This is a genomic window from Ruegeria sp. YTSA144, from assembly GCF_059610125.1.
This window is the reverse complement of sequence record NZ_JBXWNA010000002.1, coordinates 78,186-98,593: the sequence shown is the minus strand read 5'-3', so window position 1 is coordinate 98,593 and position 20,408 is coordinate 78,186. Positions and strand designations below refer to the sequence as shown.

Sequence of the window (20,408 nt, the reverse complement as noted above, 5' to 3'; positions counted from 1 at the left end):
GCCGATTGCGGGGCTTGCGGGTGAGGGTCTTGACCCCGCGCACATCACCTGTGGTCGTCTATTTAGTGTAACCCCAGCCGATGCTGCGACCGTATTCGTGATGGAGGATGCCCAGGCGGCGCAGCCCTGTGGTTCGCAAGGGTGATCCGCTGCAAGACCCTTGCGAACCACATGCCGTCACCGGGAGATAGGCGAGAGAAAGATCAGCAAGCGGTCGCAGAGCAAACTTTGCCTCATGAACGAACACGACTGAACGGGAAGGGAAGGTTTTCGGGGCAGCCATGCGACTGCCCCGCTGTCGATCAGGCCTGTTGGGCGGGTGAATCGTCATCGATGAGATCGGGTTCGTCCGGTACGATGATACGATGTTCGAGATCCTCTTTCGGGGCGAACATCGGGTAGACATAGAGGAACGCGCCGATGATCAGATAGCCGATGGTTATCCCGTCGAACTGAGGCATCTGTAGCGTGTAGGAATGGATGATGCCGATCGAAGACATCAGCCCACCTGCGACGGCAAACGCGCCGGCCATCCGGAAGCGTCCGTCAATCACATCGGCCACGATGGCGCCCCAGACCAGTCCGGTGATGATCGCCCCCTGGCTCAGGGCAAGGTGCCCCTCGTAATGGGCCCCCTCCATGAGAAGGGCCGAGGTCAGATTGGGATCTCCCAAGGATGGCAGTCCTTCGACACCGCTGCTGCGCAGCGCGTTCATCAACGATCCCCATTTGACCATCAGGAAGGCCGAGATATGGGGCAGGATCGCGAAGGATACCGCAGCCATGTGCATCGGTTTGACAGCCCATGCCGTGTTGGTGATCAGGCTGACCGAGACAAAGACCAGTACCGGTGCGGCTGCGGCGATCGGGATCAGGCCAGCAAGGAATGACAGGAACCCAAGGAAGGCGGCGGCAGCAATTACAACGGCCACACCGACAATATACCCCGCATGCGCATCAAGCCGTTTATAGGCCGGATGGCCGATGTACACGGTTGTCGGGAATGGCGAACCAAAAAGTGCGCCCAGCATCGTGCCCGCGCCGTCCGTGACCTGGCACAGCCCAACCGGGTAGTGATCCCCCGCGGCCTCGGCCGATTCCACGTTGTTCATGGTTTCGATGAAGTTGTAGATCTGCACGGGGATCAGCACCAGGAACAGCTCGGGGTTGGCAAAAAGGTACTGCACGCCGGCAATAAGGTCCCCGATGTAAGGGATTGGCGGATAGAACCCGATGCCGCTGACATCAATCCTTGACTCACCAAGGATGATGGCAATCACCGTACCAGCGGCAATTGCAACCAGACCGGCCGGAACGTTGCCGGGAAGACGGAAGCGCCCGATCAGGCCCCAAAGGATAAACAGCAGCGACGTAAAGCCGATGACGGGGTTCTCGAACACTTCGGCCAGAGGGACGGAGCCGATGAAAACCAGAGCTATCCCGCAAAGCGTTCCCAGCATTCCTGCGCGGGGCGTGATCTTCTTGAGGTATGGCCCCACGATTGCGCCCAACGCCGCAACAATGCCGCCCATGAATCCGGCTCCGATTCCGACTTGCCAAGCCAGCATCGGGTCGTTGGTCGCCCAATAGATGGGACCGATCACACCGAACAGGTAGACGAACATAACCGGGGTCGAGATGCCGTAGGGCAACGCTGTAACGTCTTTGCCCTGAGCGTTTGCCGCCCATTTGGCGAGGTATGTGTAGACAGCGACACCGGCCAAAATCGCAATGGCGGCACCGGGTACGATGCGGCCAAAGACGATTTCCGCTGGCATTTGGAACACGAACTGGCAAACCCCGGACAGGATCAGCAGGTTTACAAGGTTGTCCGTGAACAGCGCCCAGAAAGCGCTGAAATCGCTGCGGGTAAACAGCTTGTATTCATAGGTCCTCCCGTCCATGACGGTCTCCTCCTCTGATGTGACCGGGCTGGCCCGACGGGTGTCAGGCCGATCTCCCTTTCCGGTCGTGATGGTGGGCCCGCAGGGGCGCCTGGTTTGCCCCGGTCAGGGCGGTCGCGGCAGTTTCAGAGGTCAATTCAGCCATCACTTCGGCCGCCACGAAGGCGGCGATGACGCTGGGCCGCTTGTCGCGGCTACCGCTGGCCCCAATGGGGCATTTCAAGTGTTCGATAGACTGTCCGTCACAGTATTTGTGCGCCCAGTTTCTGAGTTTAACCCGCTTGGTAGCGGATCCGATCATCCCTACGTAAGCCGCGTCCTGACGTTCCAGCGCTGCGGATGTCAGCAGGAAATCCAACCCGTGATCATGGGTCAAAACGATAAAGGCGCTGCCTTCGGGTGCGCTCCAGATTTCGGCTTCGGGAATCGCGCTGACCCTTGTTTCGACATTTGCGGCGCAAAGCGCGATCTCTTCCGGCCGGGTGTCGACGAGGATGCAGCGCACCGGCAGATGCTGAAACAGATTGGCCAAGGCACGCCCCACGTGTCCCGCGCCCATGACATAGACATGGGGCAGAACGTCTTCGCGCTGGGCGGCGCGCTCTTTTGCTGCCCATTTGTCTGACGCACGCATGCGGGTCAGGTTCAGTTCGACCCTGCCGCCGCAGCATTGCCCGATTTCCGGGCCCAGAGGCACATCCATGTCCTGATGCAACGCTCCATCACGCAGCATGTCCCGCGCGGCGTTGATGGCGAGGAATTCCAACTGTCCACCGCCAATGGTTCCCCACAATGATCCGGGTGCCACGAACATCTCTGTTCCCTCATTGCGCGGCGAAGACCCGCGGACACGCGTCAACGCAACGCGGATAACGCAATGCTGCGCGGACAGAAATTCGTTCAGGGAACCCGGGGCAACCATGGCTCAGGGCCCGGCTTGCAGCCGCGCGACCGCCATCAGGACACGTTCGGGCGTGGCCGGTGCGTCGAGGCGCGGGCATTCCCGGTAATCCGCGACCGAGGCCACGGCCATCGACAGGGCCTCGAACACCGAAATTCCCAGCATGAACGGCGGCTCGCCAACAGCCTTGGAGCGTTTGATGGTCAGTTCCCGGTTTTCCGACCAATCGGCAAGGTTCACATTGAAGATGCGCGGGCGGTCTGACGCGAGTGGGATTTTGTATGTTGATGGGGCATGGGTACGCAGGCGGCCGGTATCGTCCCACCAAAGCTCTTCAGTGGTCAGCCATCCCATGCCCTGAATAAAGGCGCCTTCGACCTGACCTTTGTCCAACATTGGGTTCAACGAACGCCCGACGTCATGCAGAACATCCGTGCGATCCACGCGGTATTCACCGGTCAGTGTGTCAATCGTGACTTCTGAACAGGACGCGCCATAGGCGAAGTAATAGAACGGGCGGCCTTGCCCCTTGGCCCGGTCCCAGTGGATTTTTGGTGTCTTGTAGAACCCGGCCGCCGAAAGCTGTACGCGCGCCAGATAGGCCTGTTTGATGAATGCATCGAAGGCCAGAACGTCTTGGCCGATATGAACCTGATTGGCGTGGAAGGTCACTTCCTCTGGCGAGACGCTCCAGGTCTCGGCTGCGAACTTCACCAGACGTTCCTTGATCTGATCGACCGCGTTCAAGGCCGCCATGCCATTCAGGTCGGTCCCGCTGGACGCAGCAGTGGCCGAGGTGTTGGGAACTTTTTCAGTCGTCGTCCTGGTGATCTTGATCCGGTTGAAATCGACCTGGAAGGCCTCGGCCACGACCTGAGCAACCTTGGTATTCAGGCCCTGGCCCATTTCAGTGCCACCGTGGTTCAGGTGGATCGACCCGTCATTGTAGACATGCACCAGCGCGCCGGCCTGATTGTACCAGGTCGCGGTGAAGGAAATGCCGAACTTGACCGGCGTCAGCGCAATGCCTTTTTTCAGGATCGGTGATGTCTTGTTGAACGCGATGATGTCCTGTCGGCGCTGGCGGTATTCCGAGGTCTCTTCCAGCTCTCCGACCAGCCGGTCGAGAATGCTGTCTTCGACTTCCTGGTGGTACGGGGTCACGTTGCGGTCCGTGGTGCCGTAGAAATTCGCCTTGCGCACATCCAACGGGTCCTGCCCCGTGGCATAGGCGATCTCTTCGATCATCCGTTCCGCCGCGATCACGCCCTGCGGGCCGCCGAACCCGCGAAACGCGGTATTCGACACGGTGTTGGTTTTCATCGGGTGGCTGTTCAGGCGCACATTCGGATAGAAATAAGCGTTGTCGGCGTGAAATAGCGCCCGGTCGGTGACAGGGCCCGACAGGTCTGCCGAAAAGCCACAGCGCGCGGCAAAGCTGCCTTCCACCGCCTGAATGCGGCCCTCGTCGTCAAATGCGACATCATAGTCGATCACGAAGTCATGGCGTTTGCCGGTTGCCGTCATGTCCTGATCCCGGTCGGGGCGGATTTTGACGGCGCGGTTCCACTTTTTGGCAGCCATGGCCGCGACTGCGCAGAACAGGTTCATCTGGCTTTCCTTGCCGCCAAACCCCCCACCCATGCGACGGACGTTGACCACGACGGCATTGGACGGCACCCCAAGGACATGCGCCACCATGTGCTGCGCCTCGGACGGGTGCTGGGTCGAGCAATGCACCACCACATCGTCGTCTTCGCCCGGAAACGCAAAGGCGATGTGACCTTCAAGGTACATGTGATCTTGACCGCCAACGCTCATGCGGCCTTTGATCCGGTTGGGCGCGGCCGCCTGCGTTGGGGCGACATCTCCGCGCTCCAGCTTGAGGGGCGCTGTGACATGCGGGTATCCTGCTTTCTGCGCGGCAATCGGATCCAGCGCATGGGGCAGGGTTTCGTAGTCGATCTTTGCCCGTTCCGCAGCGCGGCGCGCGATGTCGCGGGTCTCGGCGATCACGGCAAACAACGGCTGGCCGTGGAATTGAATGGCGTCGGTCGGGAAAACAGGTTCATCGTTCAGGTGGGTCGGGCTGATATCATTAGCGCCAGGCACGTCATCAGCGGTCAGCACGCCGACCACGCCGGGCATTGCCAGAACTTCGCTGAAATCGATACCCAGAAGCTTGGCGTGTGCGACGTCTGACACGCCGAGATACGCGTGCAGCGCGCCTTCCGGTAACGCAATGTCGTCGGTGTAGTCGGCCTGCCCGGTGACGTGCTTGACCGCGCTGTCGTGGTTTACGTTGGTATGGGCCGATCCAATGATGGAAACGTTGTCTTTCATGTTGTCGTCTCCTGATCAGGCACAAGCCAGTTGAACGGGGTTGTCGGTTTCGCGGTCGTTTTCAAGGAAGAACCGGCGCAGCAGGTTTTGGGCGGTCAGCATTCGATAGTCCGACGATGCGCGCCAATCTGTGAGAGGCGAGAAGTCTTCGGCCAGCGCTTCAGCAGCGGCTTCGAAACTTTCGCGTGCCCATGGCTGACCGTTCAGCGCCGCCTCGGCCGTCGATGCGCGTTTAGGCGTGGCGGCCATGCCCCCGAATGCGATGCGCACATTGCTGATGATCCCGTCTGTGACGCTCATGTGCAGTCCGGCGGCCACGGAAGAGATATCCTCGTCACGGCGCTTGGAAATCTTGTAGGCCGCGTCCAGATCATTGGGTCCGGTCAGCGGCACGCGGATGCTTTCGACGAATTCGTCTGGCCGCCGGTCCTGCTTACCATAACCGATGAAGAAGTCAGCCAGAGGCAGCGTTCGGCGTTCGGAACCGCGCCGCAGAGTGATTTCCGCGCCAAGCGCAATAAGAACCGGTGGCGTGTCCCCGATGGGAGAGCCATTGGCGATGTTCCCACCGACGGTTCCCATATTCCGCACCTGCCACCCTGCGATGCGATCCCAGTAGGAGGACAGGTGTGGCAGGTGTTCAGACAGGAGGTCCTGGCAATCGGTGTAGCTGGCGCCGGCACCGATCAGGAGGAGAGACCCCTGTCTTTCTACTGTTTTCAGGTCTTCGAGATGACCGGTGAAGATGGCGGGGCCAATGTCGCGCAGGAACTTGGTGACCCAAAGGCCAACATCGGTGGCCCCCGCCACGATCGTTGCGTTTGGATAAGCTTGCAGGCATTCGGCAAGATCATCGACGCTGGACGGGAGAATGCTCAGGTTGTTGTCGGGTCCGGACACCACGCGCCGCCCGTCCTTCAGGGCCGCCAGGCGCGCGGTCATGGTTTCGCGTTCGGTGTTCAGATGATCAGATGCCGGGGTGCCGTAGCGGCTGACGGCAATGGCCGCTCGGATGATTGGCTCATACCCTGTGCAGCGGCACAGATTCCCCTGCAATGCGGTTTCAACCTGAACCTCGGTCGGTTCCGGAGTTTGCATCCAAAGCGCATAGAGGGCCATGACGAAGCCGGGTGTGCAGAACCCGCACTGGCTGCCATGGTGATCGACCATGGCTTGTTGCACCGGGTGCAGCCGGCCTTGAGGTCCGGACAAATGTTCAACCGTCACGACATGACAGCCGTCGACAGAGGCAAGAAACCGGATGCAGGCATTGACCGGAGCATAGCGCAGGCCCGTGCGCCCAAGCCGTCCGACAAGCACGGTGCACGCGCCGCAGTCGCCTTCGGCGCAGCCTTCCTTCGTTCCTGTCAGTCGACGTTCCAGGCGCAGGAAATCAAGAAGTGTCTGGCTTGCCGACACGTCTGGGACGGAGACATCCTTGCCATTGAGGACAAATTGGATGTGGGTGCGATGCGTCATGGAATTCTCCCTCTGCCCTGCCTTCCGGAGGGTGGTCAGTGGAACCATAGGTGTAAAGATTGAGTCGGAAAATCGCCGCAAACGGCAAATACTTTCAACAGATCGTTGAAAAAGTTGAGGCCATGTCGCATTCTTTCGCTACCGGGAGGATCCATGTCTTACATCGAAAGTCTGCGTGTTTTTGTCCGAGTGATGGAGCTGGGCAGCATCACCTCTGGTGGGCGTGATCTTCGGCTGACCCCGGCGGTGGCCAGCAAACGGTTGAAAGAGCTTGAAAACCATCTGGGTGTACGGCTGTTCAACCGAACCACCCGGTCGATGACACCAACCGAAGTGGGGACGGTCTTCTACGATGAAGCCAAGGCGGTCCTGCTGGCGCTTGATCACGCCGAAGCGCGTGTCGCCAGCTTTTCCGACGCGCCTCGGGGGGCGATCCGCATCACCGCGCCTTTGGGTGTCGGGCGCAGAATCGTTGCGCCGCTGGTGCCGGAGTTTTCTGATCGCTACCCGGAAATAGAGATTCGCATGCGTCTGTCCGATCGCAAGGTGGACATTCTGGCCGACGGTCTGGATATCGCCTTTTTCATTGGTGAACCCGGCGATTCAACAATGAAACTGCGGAAGTTCGCGGATTGTGATCGTGTTCTATGCGCCTCACCTGATTACCTGTCGCGGTTTGGGACGCCCAAAACACCGGATGATTTGTTGCACATGCCCCATAACTGCCTGTTGCTGCGTTATCCAAGGTCTCCGGAATACTACTGGACGCTCCGCACTGACATGGGGCCGCGAAAGTTTGAAGTTGGCGGCAAATACGACGCGGATGATGGTGATGTGCTGACGGACTGGGCCTTGGCCGGTCGTGGGATCGTCAACAAGCCGCGCTTTGACGTGCGGGAGTTTCTCGAGGATAGACGACTGGTCGAGGTCCTGCCCGAGACGCCCCCGTTGCCAACGATTTTCGGGTGTCTTTATCCGCACAAAAAGCTGCAAGACCCCAAGGTGCGACTGTTTGTCGAACACGTCGCGCAGCACAGCAAACGCTTTTTCGCATAAAGAAAAACCGGGCATCACGACCCGGTTAACTATCTTCGTTTTGCGCGCAGGCGTCTATTGGTCTCTGACTTCACGCACCCACGCGATGATGGTTTGGCGTGCTTCTTCATCCATTTGCACTGCTGATGGTGGTGGCATAGCGTGGCTGATGCCGGCTTGCAGATAGATCTGGTCGGCGTTGCGGGCGACATCGCCGGGTGTCTCAAGATAAACCTTTTTCGGGGCCCATTTCATGGTGCCGTACACCGGCTCGCGGGCGTGGCACATCGAGCAATTGCCCAGGACCGTGTCATAGGCGTCTTCGAAGCCCGCGGCTGAGGCATATTTCTGCTCGTATGGCGTCAGGTCGCGCGCTTCGGCGTCCTCCCATGTCTCGGTGTTTCTCACCGAAGACAACCAGGCGATCACGACCATTAGCAGAACCGTCACGCCCCATGTCCAGTGCGGGCCTTTCCCAGTTGCATGCATCGTGTTGAAGTAGTGGCGGATGGTGACACCGGTCAGAAAGATCAGGCTGGCGATGATCCAGGAATACTGGGTGCCGAAAGCAAGCGGATAGTGGTTCGACAACATCAGGAACACGACCGGCAAAGTCAGATAGTTGTTATGCGTGGATCGTACCTTGGCAATCTTGCCGTATTTGGCATCGGGCGTCCGACCGGCCTTGAGGTCTTCGACCACGATCCGTTGGTTCGGCATGATCTGGAAGAACACGTTGGCCGTCATGATCGTCGCAGTGAAGGCGCCAAGATGCAAAAGCGCGGCACGACCGGTGAAGATCTGGTTGTAACCCCAGGACATGATCACGAGGATTACAAACAACAGCAGCATCAGAACGGTCGGGTGATCGCTCAGCTTCGATTTGCACATCTGGTCGTAGAGCAGCCAACCGATGGTCAGCGACCCGCCGGAAATCAGAATCCCCTGCCACAGCGCCAGGTCCACTTTGGTCGGATCAAGCAGGAACAATTCGCCCCCGACCCAGTATATGATCATGAGCAACGCCGCGCCCGACAGCCAGGTCGCATAACTTTGCCATTTGTGCCAGGTCAGGTGCTCGGGCATGCGCGAGGGCGCAACCAGGTATTTGACGGTGTGGTAGAAACCGCCTCCGTGTACTTCCCATTCTTCGCCGTAGGCCCCGTCCGGCAAGGCAGGGTTTGGCTTTAACATGAGATCCAGCGCGATAAAGTAGAATGACGCCCCAATCCACGCCATCGCGGTGATCACATGCAGCCAGCGGACGGAAAAGGCAATCCACTCCCACATTACGGCCAAGTCATACATGGCTTTGCTCCTAAGATTCTTTGCTTCCGGTTACTCTATGCGAGTGTGTTTTGTTCTGGTATTGCTGGTAAAGACCAAGCAGTATCAAAAAATGCAAAAAAATGTCCTACCTTGATAACATCAGAACCTTTGTCCGGGTCTACGAACTGGGCAGCATGTCTGCTGCGGGCCGTGATCTGAGGGTTTCGCCAGCTGTTACGTCGGCGCGTATATCGCAATTGGAAGAGCATCTTGGCGTGCGCTTGTTCCAACGCACGACACGCAGCCTGACGCCCACCGAGCAGGGAAAGTCTTTCTATCGTGGTGCGGCAGAGATCCTTGAAGCAGTCGAAAGTGCCGAAGCTCAGATCGTCAATCTTACCGAGAACCTGAAAGGGTCACTCTATGTCGCTGCACCCTTGGGGGTTGGGCGTCGGTTGATAGCGCCGCAGGTCCCGAAGTTTCTTGCCGAGTACCCCGAGGTGAACGTCAGGCTGAGGCTGACGGACCGAAAGGTTGATCTGACAACCGAAGGTCTGGACCTGGCCTTTTTTCTTGGTCAGCCAGAAGACAGCAACCTGCGTATACGCAAGATCGCTGATGTCGAAAGAGTCCTTTGTGCGTCTCCGACATACATCAAAAAACGTGGGATGCCCGAAAGCGGCGACGCGTTGATCGCTGATGAGCACGAATGTCTCAATTTGCGGTTCCCGGGCGCGACCGAGTTTCAATGGCTTTTGAGGACCGATACGGGGCCAAAACGGTTCCGGGTTTCCGGGCGCTACGAGTCAGACGATGGCGACGTGCTGACAGACTGGGCCCTTGGCGGACATGGCATCGCGTTGAAACCTATTTTTGAGATTGCTCAGCATCTCAAGGCCGGAACTCTGGTTCCGGTGGCAGAAAAGACGCCGCCAGAACCGATTCAGATGGCATGTCTGTTTACGCACCGCCGCATGCAGGACCCCAAAACGCGGCTTTTCATGGAATTCATAATCGAACGCATCGGGTCGTCGATTGCGGCGGCGAATACGGCCCGGTAGGTCGCTCAGCTGCCGCGATAGGTCGAGTACCCGAAGGGTGAAAGCAGCAGAGGCACGTGGTAATGCGAATGCTCGGACATTCCAAAGCGGATCGGGATGACGTTCAGAAAGCGTGGGTTTTCAGGTGGTGTGCCGGAGGCATCAAGGTAATCTCCGGCGTGGAAGATCAGTTCGTAGTCGCCTGTTGAAAACTCTGCTTCGGGCAGAATTTGTTCGTTGGTCCGGCCGTCGTCATTGGTGACCAGAGTTTTCAGCAACTGGCGGTCTGCACCTTCAATGCGGAACAGTTCGATCTTCAATCCTTCGGCGGGACACCCCCGCGCCGTATCCAGAACATGTGTTGTAAGGTAACCGGTCATTTGCGCTACTCCTCAAGTTATACAGTTACTAGTCTGTTTTCGCATCCAGGGGCAAAGGCAGTCTGTGGGAAGCTGCTTTCTGCATTTTTTGAAAAACATCTTTGATTATCTGGGGTATTGATCAATTCAAGAAGAAGGAAACCGATGTGAAGCCTTATCCACGAGACATGACCGGTTACGGTGGGCAAGTTCCCAAAGCAAACTGGCCGAACGACGCCAAAATCGCAATTCAGATCGTGCTAAATTACGAAGAGGGCGGTGAAAACAACGTTCTGCACGGCGATGCCGCATCCGAAGCGTTTCTGTCCGAGATCACCGGAGCCGCCCCTTGGCCGGGGCAACGGCACTGGAACATGGAATCGATCTATGAATACGGCAGCCGCGCGGGGTTCTGGCGCGTGCATCATCTTCTGCAAGATCTGCCTGTTACAGTCTATGGCGTTGCAACCGCCTTGGCCCGTGCACCTGCACAGGTCGCGGCGATGAAGCATGCCGGATGGGAGATCGCCAGCCACGGTTTGAAGTGGATTGAACACAAGGACATGGGCGCAGAAGAAGAGCGCGCCCAGATCCGCGAAGCAATCCGCCTGCACACAGAGGTTACGGGTCAGCCGCCTCGGGGTTGGTATACGGGCCGCTGTTCGATGAATACGGTCGAACTGGCCGCCAAGGAAGGCGACTTTGCCTATATCGCCGACAGTTATGCCGACGATCTGCCATACTGGACCAAGGCAGGGGGCAAGGATCAGCTGATCATGCCCTATACACTTGATTGCAACGATATGCGCTTTGCAATCCAGGCTGGGTTCACCAATGGGGAACAATTCGAAAGCTATCTGAAAGACAGCTTTGACATGCTCTATGCCGAGGGTGAGGCGGGCGCGCCCAAGATGCTCTCGATCGGGCTGCACTGCCGTCTGATCGGTCGCCCGGGTCGTGCCATGGCGCTGAAACGCGCCCTTGATTACTTTAGGAAACACGACGGTGTCTGGTTCGCAACGCGCGAGCAGATTGCCGATCACTGGGCCAGGGAACACCCGCCGGTGCAAGGTCTGACCCCGTCCGAAATGGATCGACCAACCTTTGTGTCGGAATTCGGTGGCGTGTTCGAGCACAGCCCGTGGATTGCCGAAGGTGCGTATGAACTGGAACTGGGCCCGACGCATGACAATGCCGCTGGCGTCCACAACGCGCTGGCGCGTGTATTCCGTTCCGCCTCGCCCGAGCAGCGCCTCGGCGTTCTGACAGCCCACCCGGACCTGGCGGGCAAGCTGGCCGCCGCCGGCCGCCTGACCAAGGAAAGCACTGCGGAACAGGCCGGTGCGGGTCTGGACATGCTGACCGATGAAGAACGCGCAACGTTCACGGCGTTGAACGAAGCCTACACGACCAAGTTCGGCTTTCCTTTCATCATTGCCGTCAAAGACAACACCAAGGCCAGCATTCTGGAAGCCTTTCGCCGTCGCATCGACAATGACCGCGACAGCGAGTTTGCCGAAGCCTGCCGTCAGGTTGAGCGTATTGCCGAATTGCGCCTGATCGAGAAGTTCGCACAATGACGGCTGCCTTGAAGCTCCGCCCCTTGACGTCAGAGGCATTTGCACCTTTCGGCGATGTCATCGAGGCGACGGGCCAGGTGGACAAGCTTATCAATCAGGGTAAATGCGCGCGCTATCACGACCGGGCCGTGTTGGATTTCCACGATGGGCGCGCGGGTATCAGCGTGTTTCAGTCCGAAGCCTTCAGCCTGCCGATCAAATTGGAAATGGTTGAACGCCATCCTGATGGCAGCCAGGCCTTTTTGCCTTTGTCGGACAAACCATTTGTCGTGGTTGTGGCCCCGGATGAGAACGGCACGCCGGGACAGCCCATCGCCTTCAAAACAGCGCCCGGACAGGGTGTGAATTACCATCGCAACACCTGGCATGGCGTTCTGACCCCGCTTCATGCGCCCGGGCTTTTTGCGGTGGTCGACCGAATTGGAGCCGGGCCCAACCTCGAAGAGCATTGGTTCGAGGAGGCTTTTGAAATCACAGAATGAGGCGCGTTGCCGGAAGAGGAGCCGGCTGCGAACCTCAAGGGAGGAAAAACAAAATGTCAGATGCATCCATCGGAACGCCGGAGCAACTCCGCGATCCGAATTACACTCCGCCGCTGCTGAAGGCGGTGCCGCTGGGAATTCAGCATGTGCTGGCGATGTTCGTGTCCAACGTCACGCCAGCCATTATCGTTTGCGGCGCGGCTGGTTTCGGCTTTGGCTCGAACAGCCCCGATTTCCCGCAGATGATCTATATGATCCAGATGTCGATGTTCTTTGCGGGCGTCGCCACGTTGTTTCAGTCTATTGGTGTGGGGCCTGTTGGTGCCCGGTTGCCCATCGTGCAGGGAACATCGTTTGCCTTCATCCCGATCATGATTCCGCTGGTAGTTGGAAAGGGCGTTGACGCCATTGCCGTCCTGATGGGCGGTGTTGTTGTCGGTGGCTTGTTCCACGCCTGCCTCGGGTTGTTCATTGGGCGCATTCGCTTTGCTCTTCCGCCACTGGTTACGGGCCTTGTGGTAACCATGATCGGCCTGGCCCTTGTCAAAGTCGGCATTCAATATGCCGCCGGCGGTGTGCCCGCCATAGGCACCGAGGAATATGGCTCGGGTCTGAACTGGTTCATGGCGGGAACCGTTATCGTGGTCACGCTTGGCCTGAAATTCTTTGCACGGGGCATGCTGTCCGTGTCGGCTGTTCTCATCGGTCTGCTGGTCGGATACGCCGTGGCCTTTCTGCTTGGCCAGGTGAACCTGGGCAATGTCGGCAACGCGGCCTCCTTCGCGCTGCCGAACCCCCTGCATTTTGGCCTTGAATTCTCGGTCGCGGCCATCATCGGTTTCTGTGCAATGTCCTTTGTTTCCGCTGTTGAAACCGTTGGGGACGTATCCGGTATCACCAAAGGCGGCGCTGGGCGAGAAGCAACCGACAGGGAAATACAGGGGGCGACCTTTGCCGATGGTCTTGGTACTGCGATCTCTGGCCTGTTTGGAGCGTTGCCGAACACGTCATTCAGCCAGAATGTCGGATTGATTGCCATGACCGGCGTCATGAGCCGCATGGTCGTGACCATCGGCGCGGTTTTCCTGATCGTTTGCGGGCTTATTCCCAAGATCGGGGCGATAATCTCGTCCATTCCGATTGAGGTTCTTGGCGGCGGCGTGATCGTGATGTTCGGCATGGTTGTTGCGGCAGGGGTCTCGATGCTGTCGGACGTGAACTGGAACCGGCGCAACATGGTGATTTTTGCAATCGCCCTGAGTCTTGGGCTGGGTTTGCAGCTGGAACCCAACGCGTTGCAATACTTGCCCGGCACATTGAAGGTTCTGGCGACATCGGGAATCCTGCCTGCCGCCGTCATCGCCATCGTATTGAATCTGGTGCTTCCCGAAGAGCTTTCGGACGAAGCGACGGAAGAGGTCTCGGGCGGCATGGCCGGTCATGGCCTTGGCTCCATCGAGCAAGACGACCACGTCTGATGCGTTCGACCAGATAGACTGATCGTCCTGGGAAAAACGAAAGCGGCGTGCCTTGGCGCGCCGCTTTTCATTGTTTTCTCACTATTCAAATGGAGATCTGCTGTCAAAAGCTCTCCGCCCAAAAGAACCACCGACGACAACGCCCAGGGGTATTGCCGTCTGTTTTCAGAAATCGACCTCGATCGCGACCCCGTTCCGAACGGCGAGGTCAACCACGGACGCGGCGACCGCAAGATCTTGCAGGCCCACCCCCGTGCCATCGAACAGCGTGATCTGGTTGTCCGATATCCGGCCCGGATCGGTGCCGTTGATGACCGCGCCAAGCTGCGCCACGTCGCTTTCTTGGATCAGGCCTTCGGCCACCGCGTGCTGCGCTTCGCCGATGCTGACGGATTGCGCGACTTCGTCCGTGAACACGCTCGCCTTGGCCAGAAGGGACGCTTCAACTTCCTGTTTACCTTTTGTGTCCGTGCCCATGCAGGCGATATGAGTTCCGGGGCTGACATGGTTCGCCATCAGCGAGGGCGCAAAGGCCGACGTGATCGAAATAATCACATCCGCTTCAGTCATTTCGTCAAGCTCGACCGCCTGGAACGGAACGCCGGCTTCATTGGCGACTTTTTCGATATTCGGCAGCATTTCCGGGTGATAGTTCCAGCCTATGACCTTTTCAAAATCGCGTTGCTCCAATGCCGCGCGAAGCTGAAAAGCTGCCTGGTGGCCAGCGCCTATCATGCCTATGACCCTGGCGTCCCTGCGTGCGAGATGCTTGATCGATACCGAAGATGCTGCCGCCGTTCGAAGGGCCGTCAGAAGGTTGCCACCGACCATCGCAGATGGCTTGCCAGTGTCGGGGTCAAAAAGAAAAACGGTGGACTGGTGGTTGATCAGCCCGCGTTTTTCCAGATTGTTTGGCCAATAGCCGCCCGCCTTCAGTCCAAGCGTCAGGCCGGCGCGGTCAAATCCGCCCTTGAACCCATAAAGTGCATCTTCATGCCCGATGGCTTCACGCACGACAGGGAAGTTGTAGGCGTCACCGGACGCCATTGCAGCAAAGACCTGTTCGACCGCGTCAAAAGCCGCTTGTCGGGTCATAAGGTCAGCGATCTCACGCTCGGGTACGATCAGCATTTCATTCTCCAATCAAAAATTCGTGCGCCCGCGTGCCACCGCCGGAAGGAGAGCATACACGCGGGCGGCTGTCTGGCTGCTTCCGAGCCAGCCCTCCCAAACAGAGCAAGTTCAGATCAATAAGCGCGTCCGCGGGCGGATACGGGCCAGACGGTCTCGACCTTGCCGTTGCGAACACCGACATACCAATCGTGTACATTTGCGGTTGGGTCGCAGTGTCCCGGAACCAGCCTGAGCTTGTCGTTGACCTTCAGCACACCTTTCGTATCCATGACGACGCCGTGTTCGTCCGAACACTTGATGTATTCGACATCGTCGCGGCCAAAGACTACCGGCAGGCCGCTGTCCACCGACTGCGCCTTGAGGCCCGCATCGACAATCGCCTTGTCCACCTTGGCGTGGCTCATGACGCTGGTCAGGATGAAGAAGGCGTTTTCCCACTCGCCCTGATCGATCCGGTTGCCGTCCTTGTCCAGGATCCGGCCGTAATCGGCATCCATGAACGCGTAGGACCCGCATTGCAGTTCGTTGTACACGCCCGAGTTGGACTCGAAGTAGTATGAACCGGTGCCACCGCCCGAGACCAATTCGCACTCGATGCCTTCGGCTTTGAGGCCCTCGACGGCGTCTTTTACCATGGCAATGGCGGTATCGAGCTTTTCCTTGCGCGCTTCATAGCTGTCGAGGTGCTGCATGGCCCCCTGATAGGCCTGTATGCCGGTGAATTTCAGGTTGTCAGCCGCTTTGACCGCTTTGGCAATCTCGATCACTTCCGGGGTCGTTGTCACGCCGCAACGGCCAGCGCCGCAGTCGATCTCGATGAAGACTTCCAGCTGTGTCCCATGATCCACCGCCGCGCCGGAAAGATCCGCGACATTGTCCAGATCGTCAACGCAAACGATGATGCGGCTGCCCAGCTTTGGCAGGCTGGCAAGACGGTCGATCTTGGCGGGGTCGCGCACCTGGTTCGACACCAGAACGTCCTTGATACCGCCGCGCACGAACACTTCGGCCTCTGAAACTTTCTGGCAGCAAACGCCAACGGCGCCTCCGATTTTCTCCTGCAACTTGGCCACGTCTACAGATTTGTGCATTTTTCCATGCACGCGGTGGCGCATGCCGTGCGCCTTGGCATAGTCGCCCATCTTCTTGATGTTGCGTTCAAGCGCGTCGAGATCGAGCACAAGAGAGGGGGTCTGGATATCTGCTTCATCCATTCCGGGCTTGGCCGGAATGTCAAAGCCTACTTCGAAATTGTCGAGATTGGTCATATCTTTCATTTCCGTATTCCTATGTCGGGATTGATGTTACGCGTTCAGCCAGGGCAGCCTGTCCAGATCGACATTGCCCCCGGTTATGATCACGCCGACCCGCTTGCCTTTGAAAGCGTCCGGGTTTTTCAGGATCGTAGCCAGCGGGACGGCCGAAGATGGTTCCATCACGATCCGAAGGTGTTTCCACGTCAGTTTCATCGCGTCGATGATCTCTTGCTCGGAAGCCGTGTAGATCGCGGAGACATGGTTCGACACGAAATGCCAGGTCAGCTCCTTCAGCGGAACCAGCAGCCCGTCGGCAATCGTCTTGGGTGCGTCATCCGCTATGATGTGGCCGGCCTTGAAGCTGCGATAGGCATCGTCGGCCTGTTCCGGTTCCGCCGCGATGATCGCGGTTTCCGGGGCGAGCGTCGACAGGGTCAGACAGGTGCCGGACACCATGCCGCCGCCGCCGATGGGGGCGACCACCGCGTCCAGACCGTCGGTCTGCTCGATGAACTCGCGCGAGCAGGTGCCTTGTCCGGCTATCACGCGCGGATCATTGTAGGGGTGGACAAAATCCCCGCCCGTGGAGGCCTGAACCTCGGCAAAGGTCGCTTCGCGCGACGAGGTGGAGGGCTCACATTCCGTGATCTTCCCACCATAGCGCCGCACTGTGTCTTTCTTGGCCTGCGGCGCTGTGCGCGGCATGACGACGTTGCACGGTATGCCCCGCTTCATCGCCGCATAGGACAGGCACGAGGCGTGGTTGCCCGAAGAATGGGTTGCAACGCCTTTCCTGGCCTGTTCGTCGTCAAGGCCAAACACGGCGTTTGCTGCCCCGCGCACCTTGAAGGCACCCGGTTCCTGGAAGTTTTCACATTTGAAGAACAGCTGTGCACCGCTCAGCTCGTTCAGATAGTCTGATGTGCGGACCGGGGTGCGGCGGATAAAGGGCTCGATCCGATCATGTGCCGCCAGCATGTCCTCGTAGGTCGGGATGTACATGTTGAAGTCCTTCATCATGCAGCGTCCTTCTGAACTGCACCTGGATGACCGCGATAGTATTCCTGCGCAGCCGCCACGCCGGAGCCCAGCTGGATGTTCAGGCCCAGGTCGACCATGCACATTTCAGCGGTGGCAATCCCGGACAGGGCCATGACATCCGTCAGGCTTCCCAGATGTCCGATGCGGAATACCTTGCCCGCGACTTCGCCAAGGCCGACACCGAAGGCAACGCCGTATTTTTCGGCCGCGTGTGTTACAATGTCGGTGGCGTTGAAATCGTTTGGCGTGCGGATCGCGCTGACGGTGTCAGAATATACCGACGGGTTCGCTGCGCAAAGCTCCAGCCCCCACGCGCCCACCGCGGCACGTACTCCTTCGGCAATACGGTGATGCCGGGCAAAGACGTTTTCCAAACCTTCACTCAGCAACATATCACAGGCCTGGTTGAGGCCATTCATCAAGCCAACAGCAGGGGTATAAGGATAGGCGTTGTTGGCATAACCCTTCGCCATGTCGTGCACGTCAAAGAAGGTGCGGGGCAGGGTGCCTGTGCTGGTCGCACCCATTGCCCGCTGGCTGAACCCGACGATGGCAAGGCCCGCAGGCAACATGAATCCTTTCTGCGAGCCCGTGACGGCCACATCAACACCCCATTCGTCAAAACGGAAATCCATGGACCCGATCGATGAAACACCATCGACGAACAGCATGGCAGGGTGACGGGCGGCATTCAGCGCCTTGCGTATAGCGGCAATATCCGATTTCACACCGGTTGCCGTCTCGTTATGCGTGGCAAGAACAGCCTTGATTTCGTGGCTTGTGTCGGCGGTCAGAATCTCTTCGAAACGATCGGCTGGCAGCCCGTCGCCCCAAGGGGTTTCGACGATCTCGACATTCAGACCGTGACGCTGGCACATATCGATCCAGCGATGGCTGAACATGCCGTTGCGCGCCGCCAGAACCTTGTCACCAGCCGACAGGGTGTTGGTCAGCGCGGTCTCCCAGCCTCCTGTTCCGGTCGACGGAAAGATGAAGACTTCGGCGCTGTTGCTTTTCAGGACTTTCTGAACACCCGCGCGCGCGGGGTGCAGGATTTGCCCGAACAGCGGCGAGCGATGGTCGATGGTGGGCATGTCGCAAGCCTTGCGCAGGCTTTCCGGGATGTTGGTCGGGCCCGGGATGAAAACGGGGTTTTGAAAGCTCATGGATGGTCTCCTTCCGTCGTTGACCACACAATAAGCGTCCCTCGCTCAGCCCGATACATTTTTGAAAATGCTTTTCAAAATTCGGTAATTTGGATTTAATTTATAATTGTCAGTGCCTTAAATTTTTCATATGATGAATTAGGCTTTCACGAATGATCAAAGGGTTTTTATGGATTCTCAAGACAATACTCGCGAAGTCCGCAGAAGAGCCCGTGGAAGACCACGGGGATGGGACGACAAGACAGCGCAAAACACGATCAAATCTCTCGACCGTGCGATGGAAGTTTTTGAGTATCTGAGTGAAGCGCAGGGCAAGGCGTTGACCGCGCTGTCCGACGAAATGGGCCAGTCGCCCGCCACAGTTTACCGAATTCTCGTTACACTAGAGGGCAGGGGCCTTGTCGAGTTCGATCATGACGAGCAGGTCTGGCACATCGGTCCTCGTGCGTTCGTGATCGGCTCGCGCTTCCTGCGTCGCACCAGCCTTGTGGACCGGGCCCGACCCGTGATGCGAAAGCTGATGGAGGCCACCGGCGAGACCGCAAACCTGGGGGTCGAGAAAGAAGGAATGGTATTGTTCCTGAGCCAGGTGGAAACCCATGCCAGCATCCGGGCGTTTTTCCCTCCGGGCACGCTGTCTCCGATGCACGCATCGGGCATCGGGAAAGCTCTGCTGGCATATATGGATGAAGATCGGCTGGACCGGCTGTTGGCCAAGACGGAACTGCGGGCCTTCACGGACCGGTCGATTACAAGCCCGACCGCGCTGAAAGAAGATCTTGCCAAGGTCAGGGCACAGGGCTTCTCGATAGACAATGAAGAAAAGAATGCGGGAATGCGCTGTATCGCTGCGCCGGTTTTCGATACCAACCGAGAGGCGGTTGCCGGGATTTCAGTATCCGGACCGACAAGCCGCGTCAGCGAAGCCGAAATCGTGCGCCTAAGCCGCCCCGTCATCGAGGCGGCGCATCAGTTAACTCTGGCCATCGGCGGGACTATTTCTGCGCCGCTGTCCTGAGGCGCCGGTGCTGCGGATAAGCCGCTGGCCCCGGCCGCAATGCCATATGTCGGTTCACGTCTTTGTACAGCAGGTAACGGAACTTACCCGGCCCGCCTGCATAGCAGGCCTGCGGGCAGAATGCGCGCAACCACATGTAATCGCCGGCCTCGACCTCTACCCAATCATTGTTCAGCCTGTAGACGGCCTTTCCCTCAAGAACATACAGACCATGTTCCATCACATGTGTTTCAAGGAAAGGAATGACGGCGCCGGGCTCGAAAGTCACCACGGTCACGTGCATATCGTGCCGCAAGTCACTTGGATCGACAAATCGGGTCGTGGCCCATTTGCCGTCCGTTCCGGGCATCGGCGTCGGCGTGATCTCATTTTCGTTGAGAACCAGAACGTCCGGGCGGTCAAGCCCTTCCACCGCTTCATAAGCCTTTCGAATCCAATGGAACCGCAGGATTTCGCCGCCTCGGTTTCGTAAGGTCCAGTTGCATTCAGCGGGCAGGTAGGCATAGCCGCCGGGCGTCAGCTCATAGGTCGTGCCGTCGGCCGTCAAGGTCGCTGTGCCTTCGACCACGAACAAAACGCCTTCGGCTTCGGGATCGGTCTCGGGCCGGTCAGAGCCACCGCCGGGCTGAACTTCCATGATGTATTGCGAAAAGGTTTCTGCAAAGCCGCTTAGCGGGCGTGATATCACCCATAAGCGGGTGTCGTCCCAAAACGGCAGAAAACTGGTCACGATATCCCGCATCGTTCCCTTTGGGATCACTGCATAAGCGTCAGTAAATACGGCGCGGTCAGTCAGCAATTGCTCCTGACCAGGATGCCCACCGTGTGGCGAATAATACTTGGCGGTCATGCATGCTCCTGAAAAATGTCATATGCCTGAAATATGCGCCGAAGGATCGGTGCGGACCACCCGCAAAAAGGTG

At 58.4% G+C, this 20,408-nt stretch carries 17 protein-coding genes; 6 read left to right on the top strand and 11 right to left on the bottom strand.

Annotated elements, in window-relative coordinates; translation table 11 throughout:
• Nucleotides 1-302: 302 nt before the first annotated feature.
• The 4 genes from AC2FF8_RS07480 to xdhA are packed head-to-tail and all read right to left on the bottom strand — an operon-like array spanning nt 303 to nt 6,627.
• On the bottom strand, nt 303-1,904 hold the full coding sequence (locus tag AC2FF8_RS07480; protein WP_170345209.1) for a xanthine/uracil/vitamin C permease: 1,602 nt from the start codon (nt 1,902-1,904) through the stop codon (nt 303-305).
• Nucleotides 1,905-1,947: 43 nt separating this feature from the next.
• Nucleotides 1,948-2,826, bottom strand: a complete 879-nt coding sequence (gene xdhC / locus AC2FF8_RS07475; protein ID WP_425079240.1) for a xanthine dehydrogenase accessory protein XdhC — start codon at nt 2,824-2,826, stop codon at nt 1,948-1,950.
• 3 nt (nt 2,827-2,829) lie between these two features.
• Entirely contained in the window at nt 2,830-5,148 is a 2,319-nt protein-coding gene (gene xdhB, locus AC2FF8_RS07470; RefSeq protein ID WP_496879327.1) for a xanthine dehydrogenase molybdopterin binding subunit, read from the bottom strand.
• Between the two features lie 15 nt (nt 5,149-5,163).
• Entirely contained in the window at nt 5,164-6,627 is a 1,464-nt protein-coding gene (xdhA, locus tag AC2FF8_RS07465; protein ID WP_496879326.1) for a xanthine dehydrogenase small subunit, read from the bottom strand.
• 153 nt (nt 6,628-6,780) lie between these two features.
• On the opposite strand from xdhA, the gene AC2FF8_RS07460 reads away from it, so the two are divergent.
• Nucleotides 6,781-7,683, top strand: coding sequence for a LysR family transcriptional regulator (locus tag AC2FF8_RS07460; protein WP_496879325.1), 903 nt, complete (start codon nt 6,781-6,783; stop codon nt 7,681-7,683).
• A 54-nt stretch (nt 7,684-7,737) separates the two neighbouring features.
• On the opposite strand, the gene AC2FF8_RS07455 is transcribed toward AC2FF8_RS07460, so the two are convergent.
• Nucleotides 7,738-8,970 (bottom strand): urate hydroxylase PuuD, encoded by a 1,233-nt coding sequence (locus AC2FF8_RS07455; protein ID WP_496879324.1) that lies wholly within the window; start codon nt 8,968-8,970, stop codon nt 7,738-7,740.
• A gap of 101 nt (nt 8,971-9,071) precedes the next feature.
• On the opposite strand from AC2FF8_RS07455, the gene AC2FF8_RS07450 reads away from it, so the two are divergent.
• The gene (locus AC2FF8_RS07450; protein ID WP_170345215.1) at nt 9,072-9,992 is read left to right on the top strand and encodes a LysR family transcriptional regulator; all 921 of its coding nucleotides are present in this window, start codon (nt 9,072-9,074) and stop codon (nt 9,990-9,992) included.
• A 5-nt stretch (nt 9,993-9,997) separates the two neighbouring features.
• Here AC2FF8_RS07450 and uraH read toward each other — a convergent pair whose 3' ends face one another.
• Nucleotides 9,998-10,351, bottom strand: a complete 354-nt coding sequence (gene uraH / locus AC2FF8_RS07445) for a hydroxyisourate hydrolase (RefSeq protein ID WP_496879323.1) — start codon at nt 10,349-10,351, stop codon at nt 9,998-10,000.
• Between the two features lie 146 nt (nt 10,352-10,497).
• Between uraH and puuE the strand changes: the two genes are divergently transcribed.
• The 3 genes from puuE to AC2FF8_RS07430 are packed head-to-tail and all read left to right on the top strand — an operon-like array spanning nt 10,498 to nt 13,870.
• Complete coding sequence (gene puuE, locus AC2FF8_RS07440) at nt 10,498-11,910, top strand: allantoinase PuuE (RefSeq protein ID WP_480685012.1); 1,413 nt, start codon at nt 10,498-10,500, stop codon at nt 11,908-11,910.
• Nucleotides 11,907-12,392: an ureidoglycolate lyase gene (locus AC2FF8_RS07435; RefSeq protein ID WP_257601096.1), complete on the top strand. Its 486-nt coding sequence runs from the start codon at nt 11,907-11,909 to the stop codon at nt 12,390-12,392. Before puuE ends, AC2FF8_RS07435 begins: the two co-directional genes overlap by 4 nt.
• Before the next feature lie 53 nt (nt 12,393-12,445).
• On the top strand, nt 12,446-13,870 hold the full coding sequence (locus AC2FF8_RS07430; protein ID WP_496879322.1) for a uracil-xanthine permease family protein: 1,425 nt from the start codon (nt 12,446-12,448) through the stop codon (nt 13,868-13,870).
• 165 nt (nt 13,871-14,035) lie between these two features.
• Here AC2FF8_RS07430 and bhcD read toward each other — a convergent pair whose 3' ends face one another.
• The 4 genes from bhcD to bhcA all read right to left on the bottom strand — a co-directional run bounded on the left by bhcD (nt 14,036) and on the right by bhcA (nt 18,467).
• Nucleotides 14,036-15,001 carry an iminosuccinate reductase BhcD gene (bhcD, locus tag AC2FF8_RS07425; RefSeq protein ID WP_496879321.1) on the bottom strand — a complete coding sequence of 322 codons (966 nt, stop codon included), beginning with the start codon at nt 14,999-15,001 and terminating at the stop codon, nt 14,036-14,038.
• Between the two features lie 116 nt (nt 15,002-15,117).
• On the bottom strand, nt 15,118-16,281 hold the full coding sequence (gene bhcC / locus AC2FF8_RS07420; RefSeq protein WP_496879320.1) for a 3-hydroxy-D-aspartate aldolase BhcC: 1,164 nt from the start codon (nt 16,279-16,281) through the stop codon (nt 15,118-15,120).
• 27 nt (nt 16,282-16,308) lie between these two features.
• Nucleotides 16,309-17,277, bottom strand: coding sequence for a beta-hydroxyaspartate dehydratase BhcB (gene bhcB, locus AC2FF8_RS07415; protein WP_496872747.1), 969 nt, complete (start codon nt 17,275-17,277; stop codon nt 16,309-16,311).
• Complete coding sequence (bhcA, locus tag AC2FF8_RS07410; RefSeq protein ID WP_496879319.1) at nt 17,277-18,467, bottom strand: L-aspartate--glyoxylate aminotransferase BhcA; 1,191 nt, start codon at nt 18,465-18,467, stop codon at nt 17,277-17,279. Before bhcA ends, bhcB begins: the two co-directional genes overlap by 1 nt.
• 169 nt (nt 18,468-18,636) lie before the next feature.
• Here bhcA and bhcR point away from each other — a divergent pair, with 169 nt between their 5' ends.
• Complete coding sequence (gene bhcR / locus AC2FF8_RS07405) at nt 18,637-19,485, top strand: HTH-type transcriptional regulator BhcR (RefSeq protein ID WP_170345222.1); 849 nt, start codon at nt 18,637-18,639, stop codon at nt 19,483-19,485.
• Here bhcR and AC2FF8_RS07400 read toward each other — a convergent pair.
• Nucleotides 19,463-20,335, bottom strand: a complete 873-nt coding sequence (locus AC2FF8_RS07400; RefSeq protein WP_496879318.1) for a bifunctional allantoicase/(S)-ureidoglycine aminohydrolase — start codon at nt 20,333-20,335, stop codon at nt 19,463-19,465. The genes bhcR and AC2FF8_RS07400 overlap by 23 nt on opposite strands.
• Nucleotides 20,336-20,408 lie beyond the last annotated feature (73 nt).

Bases quoted from the DNA above. Each gene is read 5' to 3' on its own strand.
- AC2FF8_RS07435 (WP_257601096.1), top strand. From the start codon at position 11,907: ATGACGGCTGCCTTGAAGCTCCGCCCCTTGACGTCAGAGGCATTTGCA.
- xdhC (WP_425079240.1), bottom strand. From the start codon at position 2,826: ATGGTTGCCCCGGGTTCCCTGAACGAATTTCTGTCCGCGCAGCATTGC.
- bhcR (WP_170345222.1), top strand. From the start codon at position 18,637: ATGGATTCTCAAGACAATACTCGCGAAGTCCGCAGAAGAGCCCGTGGA.
- AC2FF8_RS07460 (WP_496879325.1), top strand. From the start codon at position 6,781: ATGTCTTACATCGAAAGTCTGCGTGTTTTTGTCCGAGTGATGGAGCTG.
- bhcB (WP_496872747.1), bottom strand. From the start codon at position 17,277: ATGAAGGACTTCAACATGTACATCCCGACCTACGAGGACATGCTGGCG.
- xdhA (WP_496879326.1), bottom strand. From the start codon at position 6,627: ATGACGCATCGCACCCACATCCAATTTGTCCTCAATGGCAAGGATGTC.
- AC2FF8_RS07400 (WP_496879318.1), bottom strand. From the start codon at position 20,335: ATGACCGCCAAGTATTATTCGCCACACGGTGGGCATCCTGGTCAGGAG.
- bhcC (WP_496879320.1), bottom strand. From the start codon at position 16,281: ATGAAAGATATGACCAATCTCGACAATTTCGAAGTAGGCTTTGACATT.
- AC2FF8_RS07430 (WP_496879322.1), top strand. From the start codon at position 12,446: ATGTCAGATGCATCCATCGGAACGCCGGAGCAACTCCGCGATCCGAAT.
- bhcD (WP_496879321.1), bottom strand. From the start codon at position 15,001: ATGCTGATCGTACCCGAGCGTGAGATCGCTGACCTTATGACCCGACAA.
- AC2FF8_RS07480 (WP_170345209.1), bottom strand. From the start codon at position 1,904: ATGGACGGGAGGACCTATGAATACAAGCTGTTTACCCGCAGCGATTTC.
- xdhB (WP_496879327.1), bottom strand. From the start codon at position 5,148: ATGAAAGACAACGTTTCCATCATTGGATCGGCCCATACCAACGTAAAC.
- bhcA (WP_496879319.1), bottom strand. From the start codon at position 18,467: ATGAGCTTTCAAAACCCCGTTTTCATCCCGGGCCCGACCAACATCCCG.
- uraH (WP_496879323.1), bottom strand. From the start codon at position 10,351: ATGACCGGTTACCTTACAACACATGTTCTGGATACGGCGCGGGGGTGT.
- AC2FF8_RS07450 (WP_170345215.1), top strand. From the start codon at position 9,072: ATGTCCTACCTTGATAACATCAGAACCTTTGTCCGGGTCTACGAACTG.
- AC2FF8_RS07455 (WP_496879324.1), bottom strand. From the start codon at position 8,970: ATGTATGACTTGGCCGTAATGTGGGAGTGGATTGCCTTTTCCGTCCGC.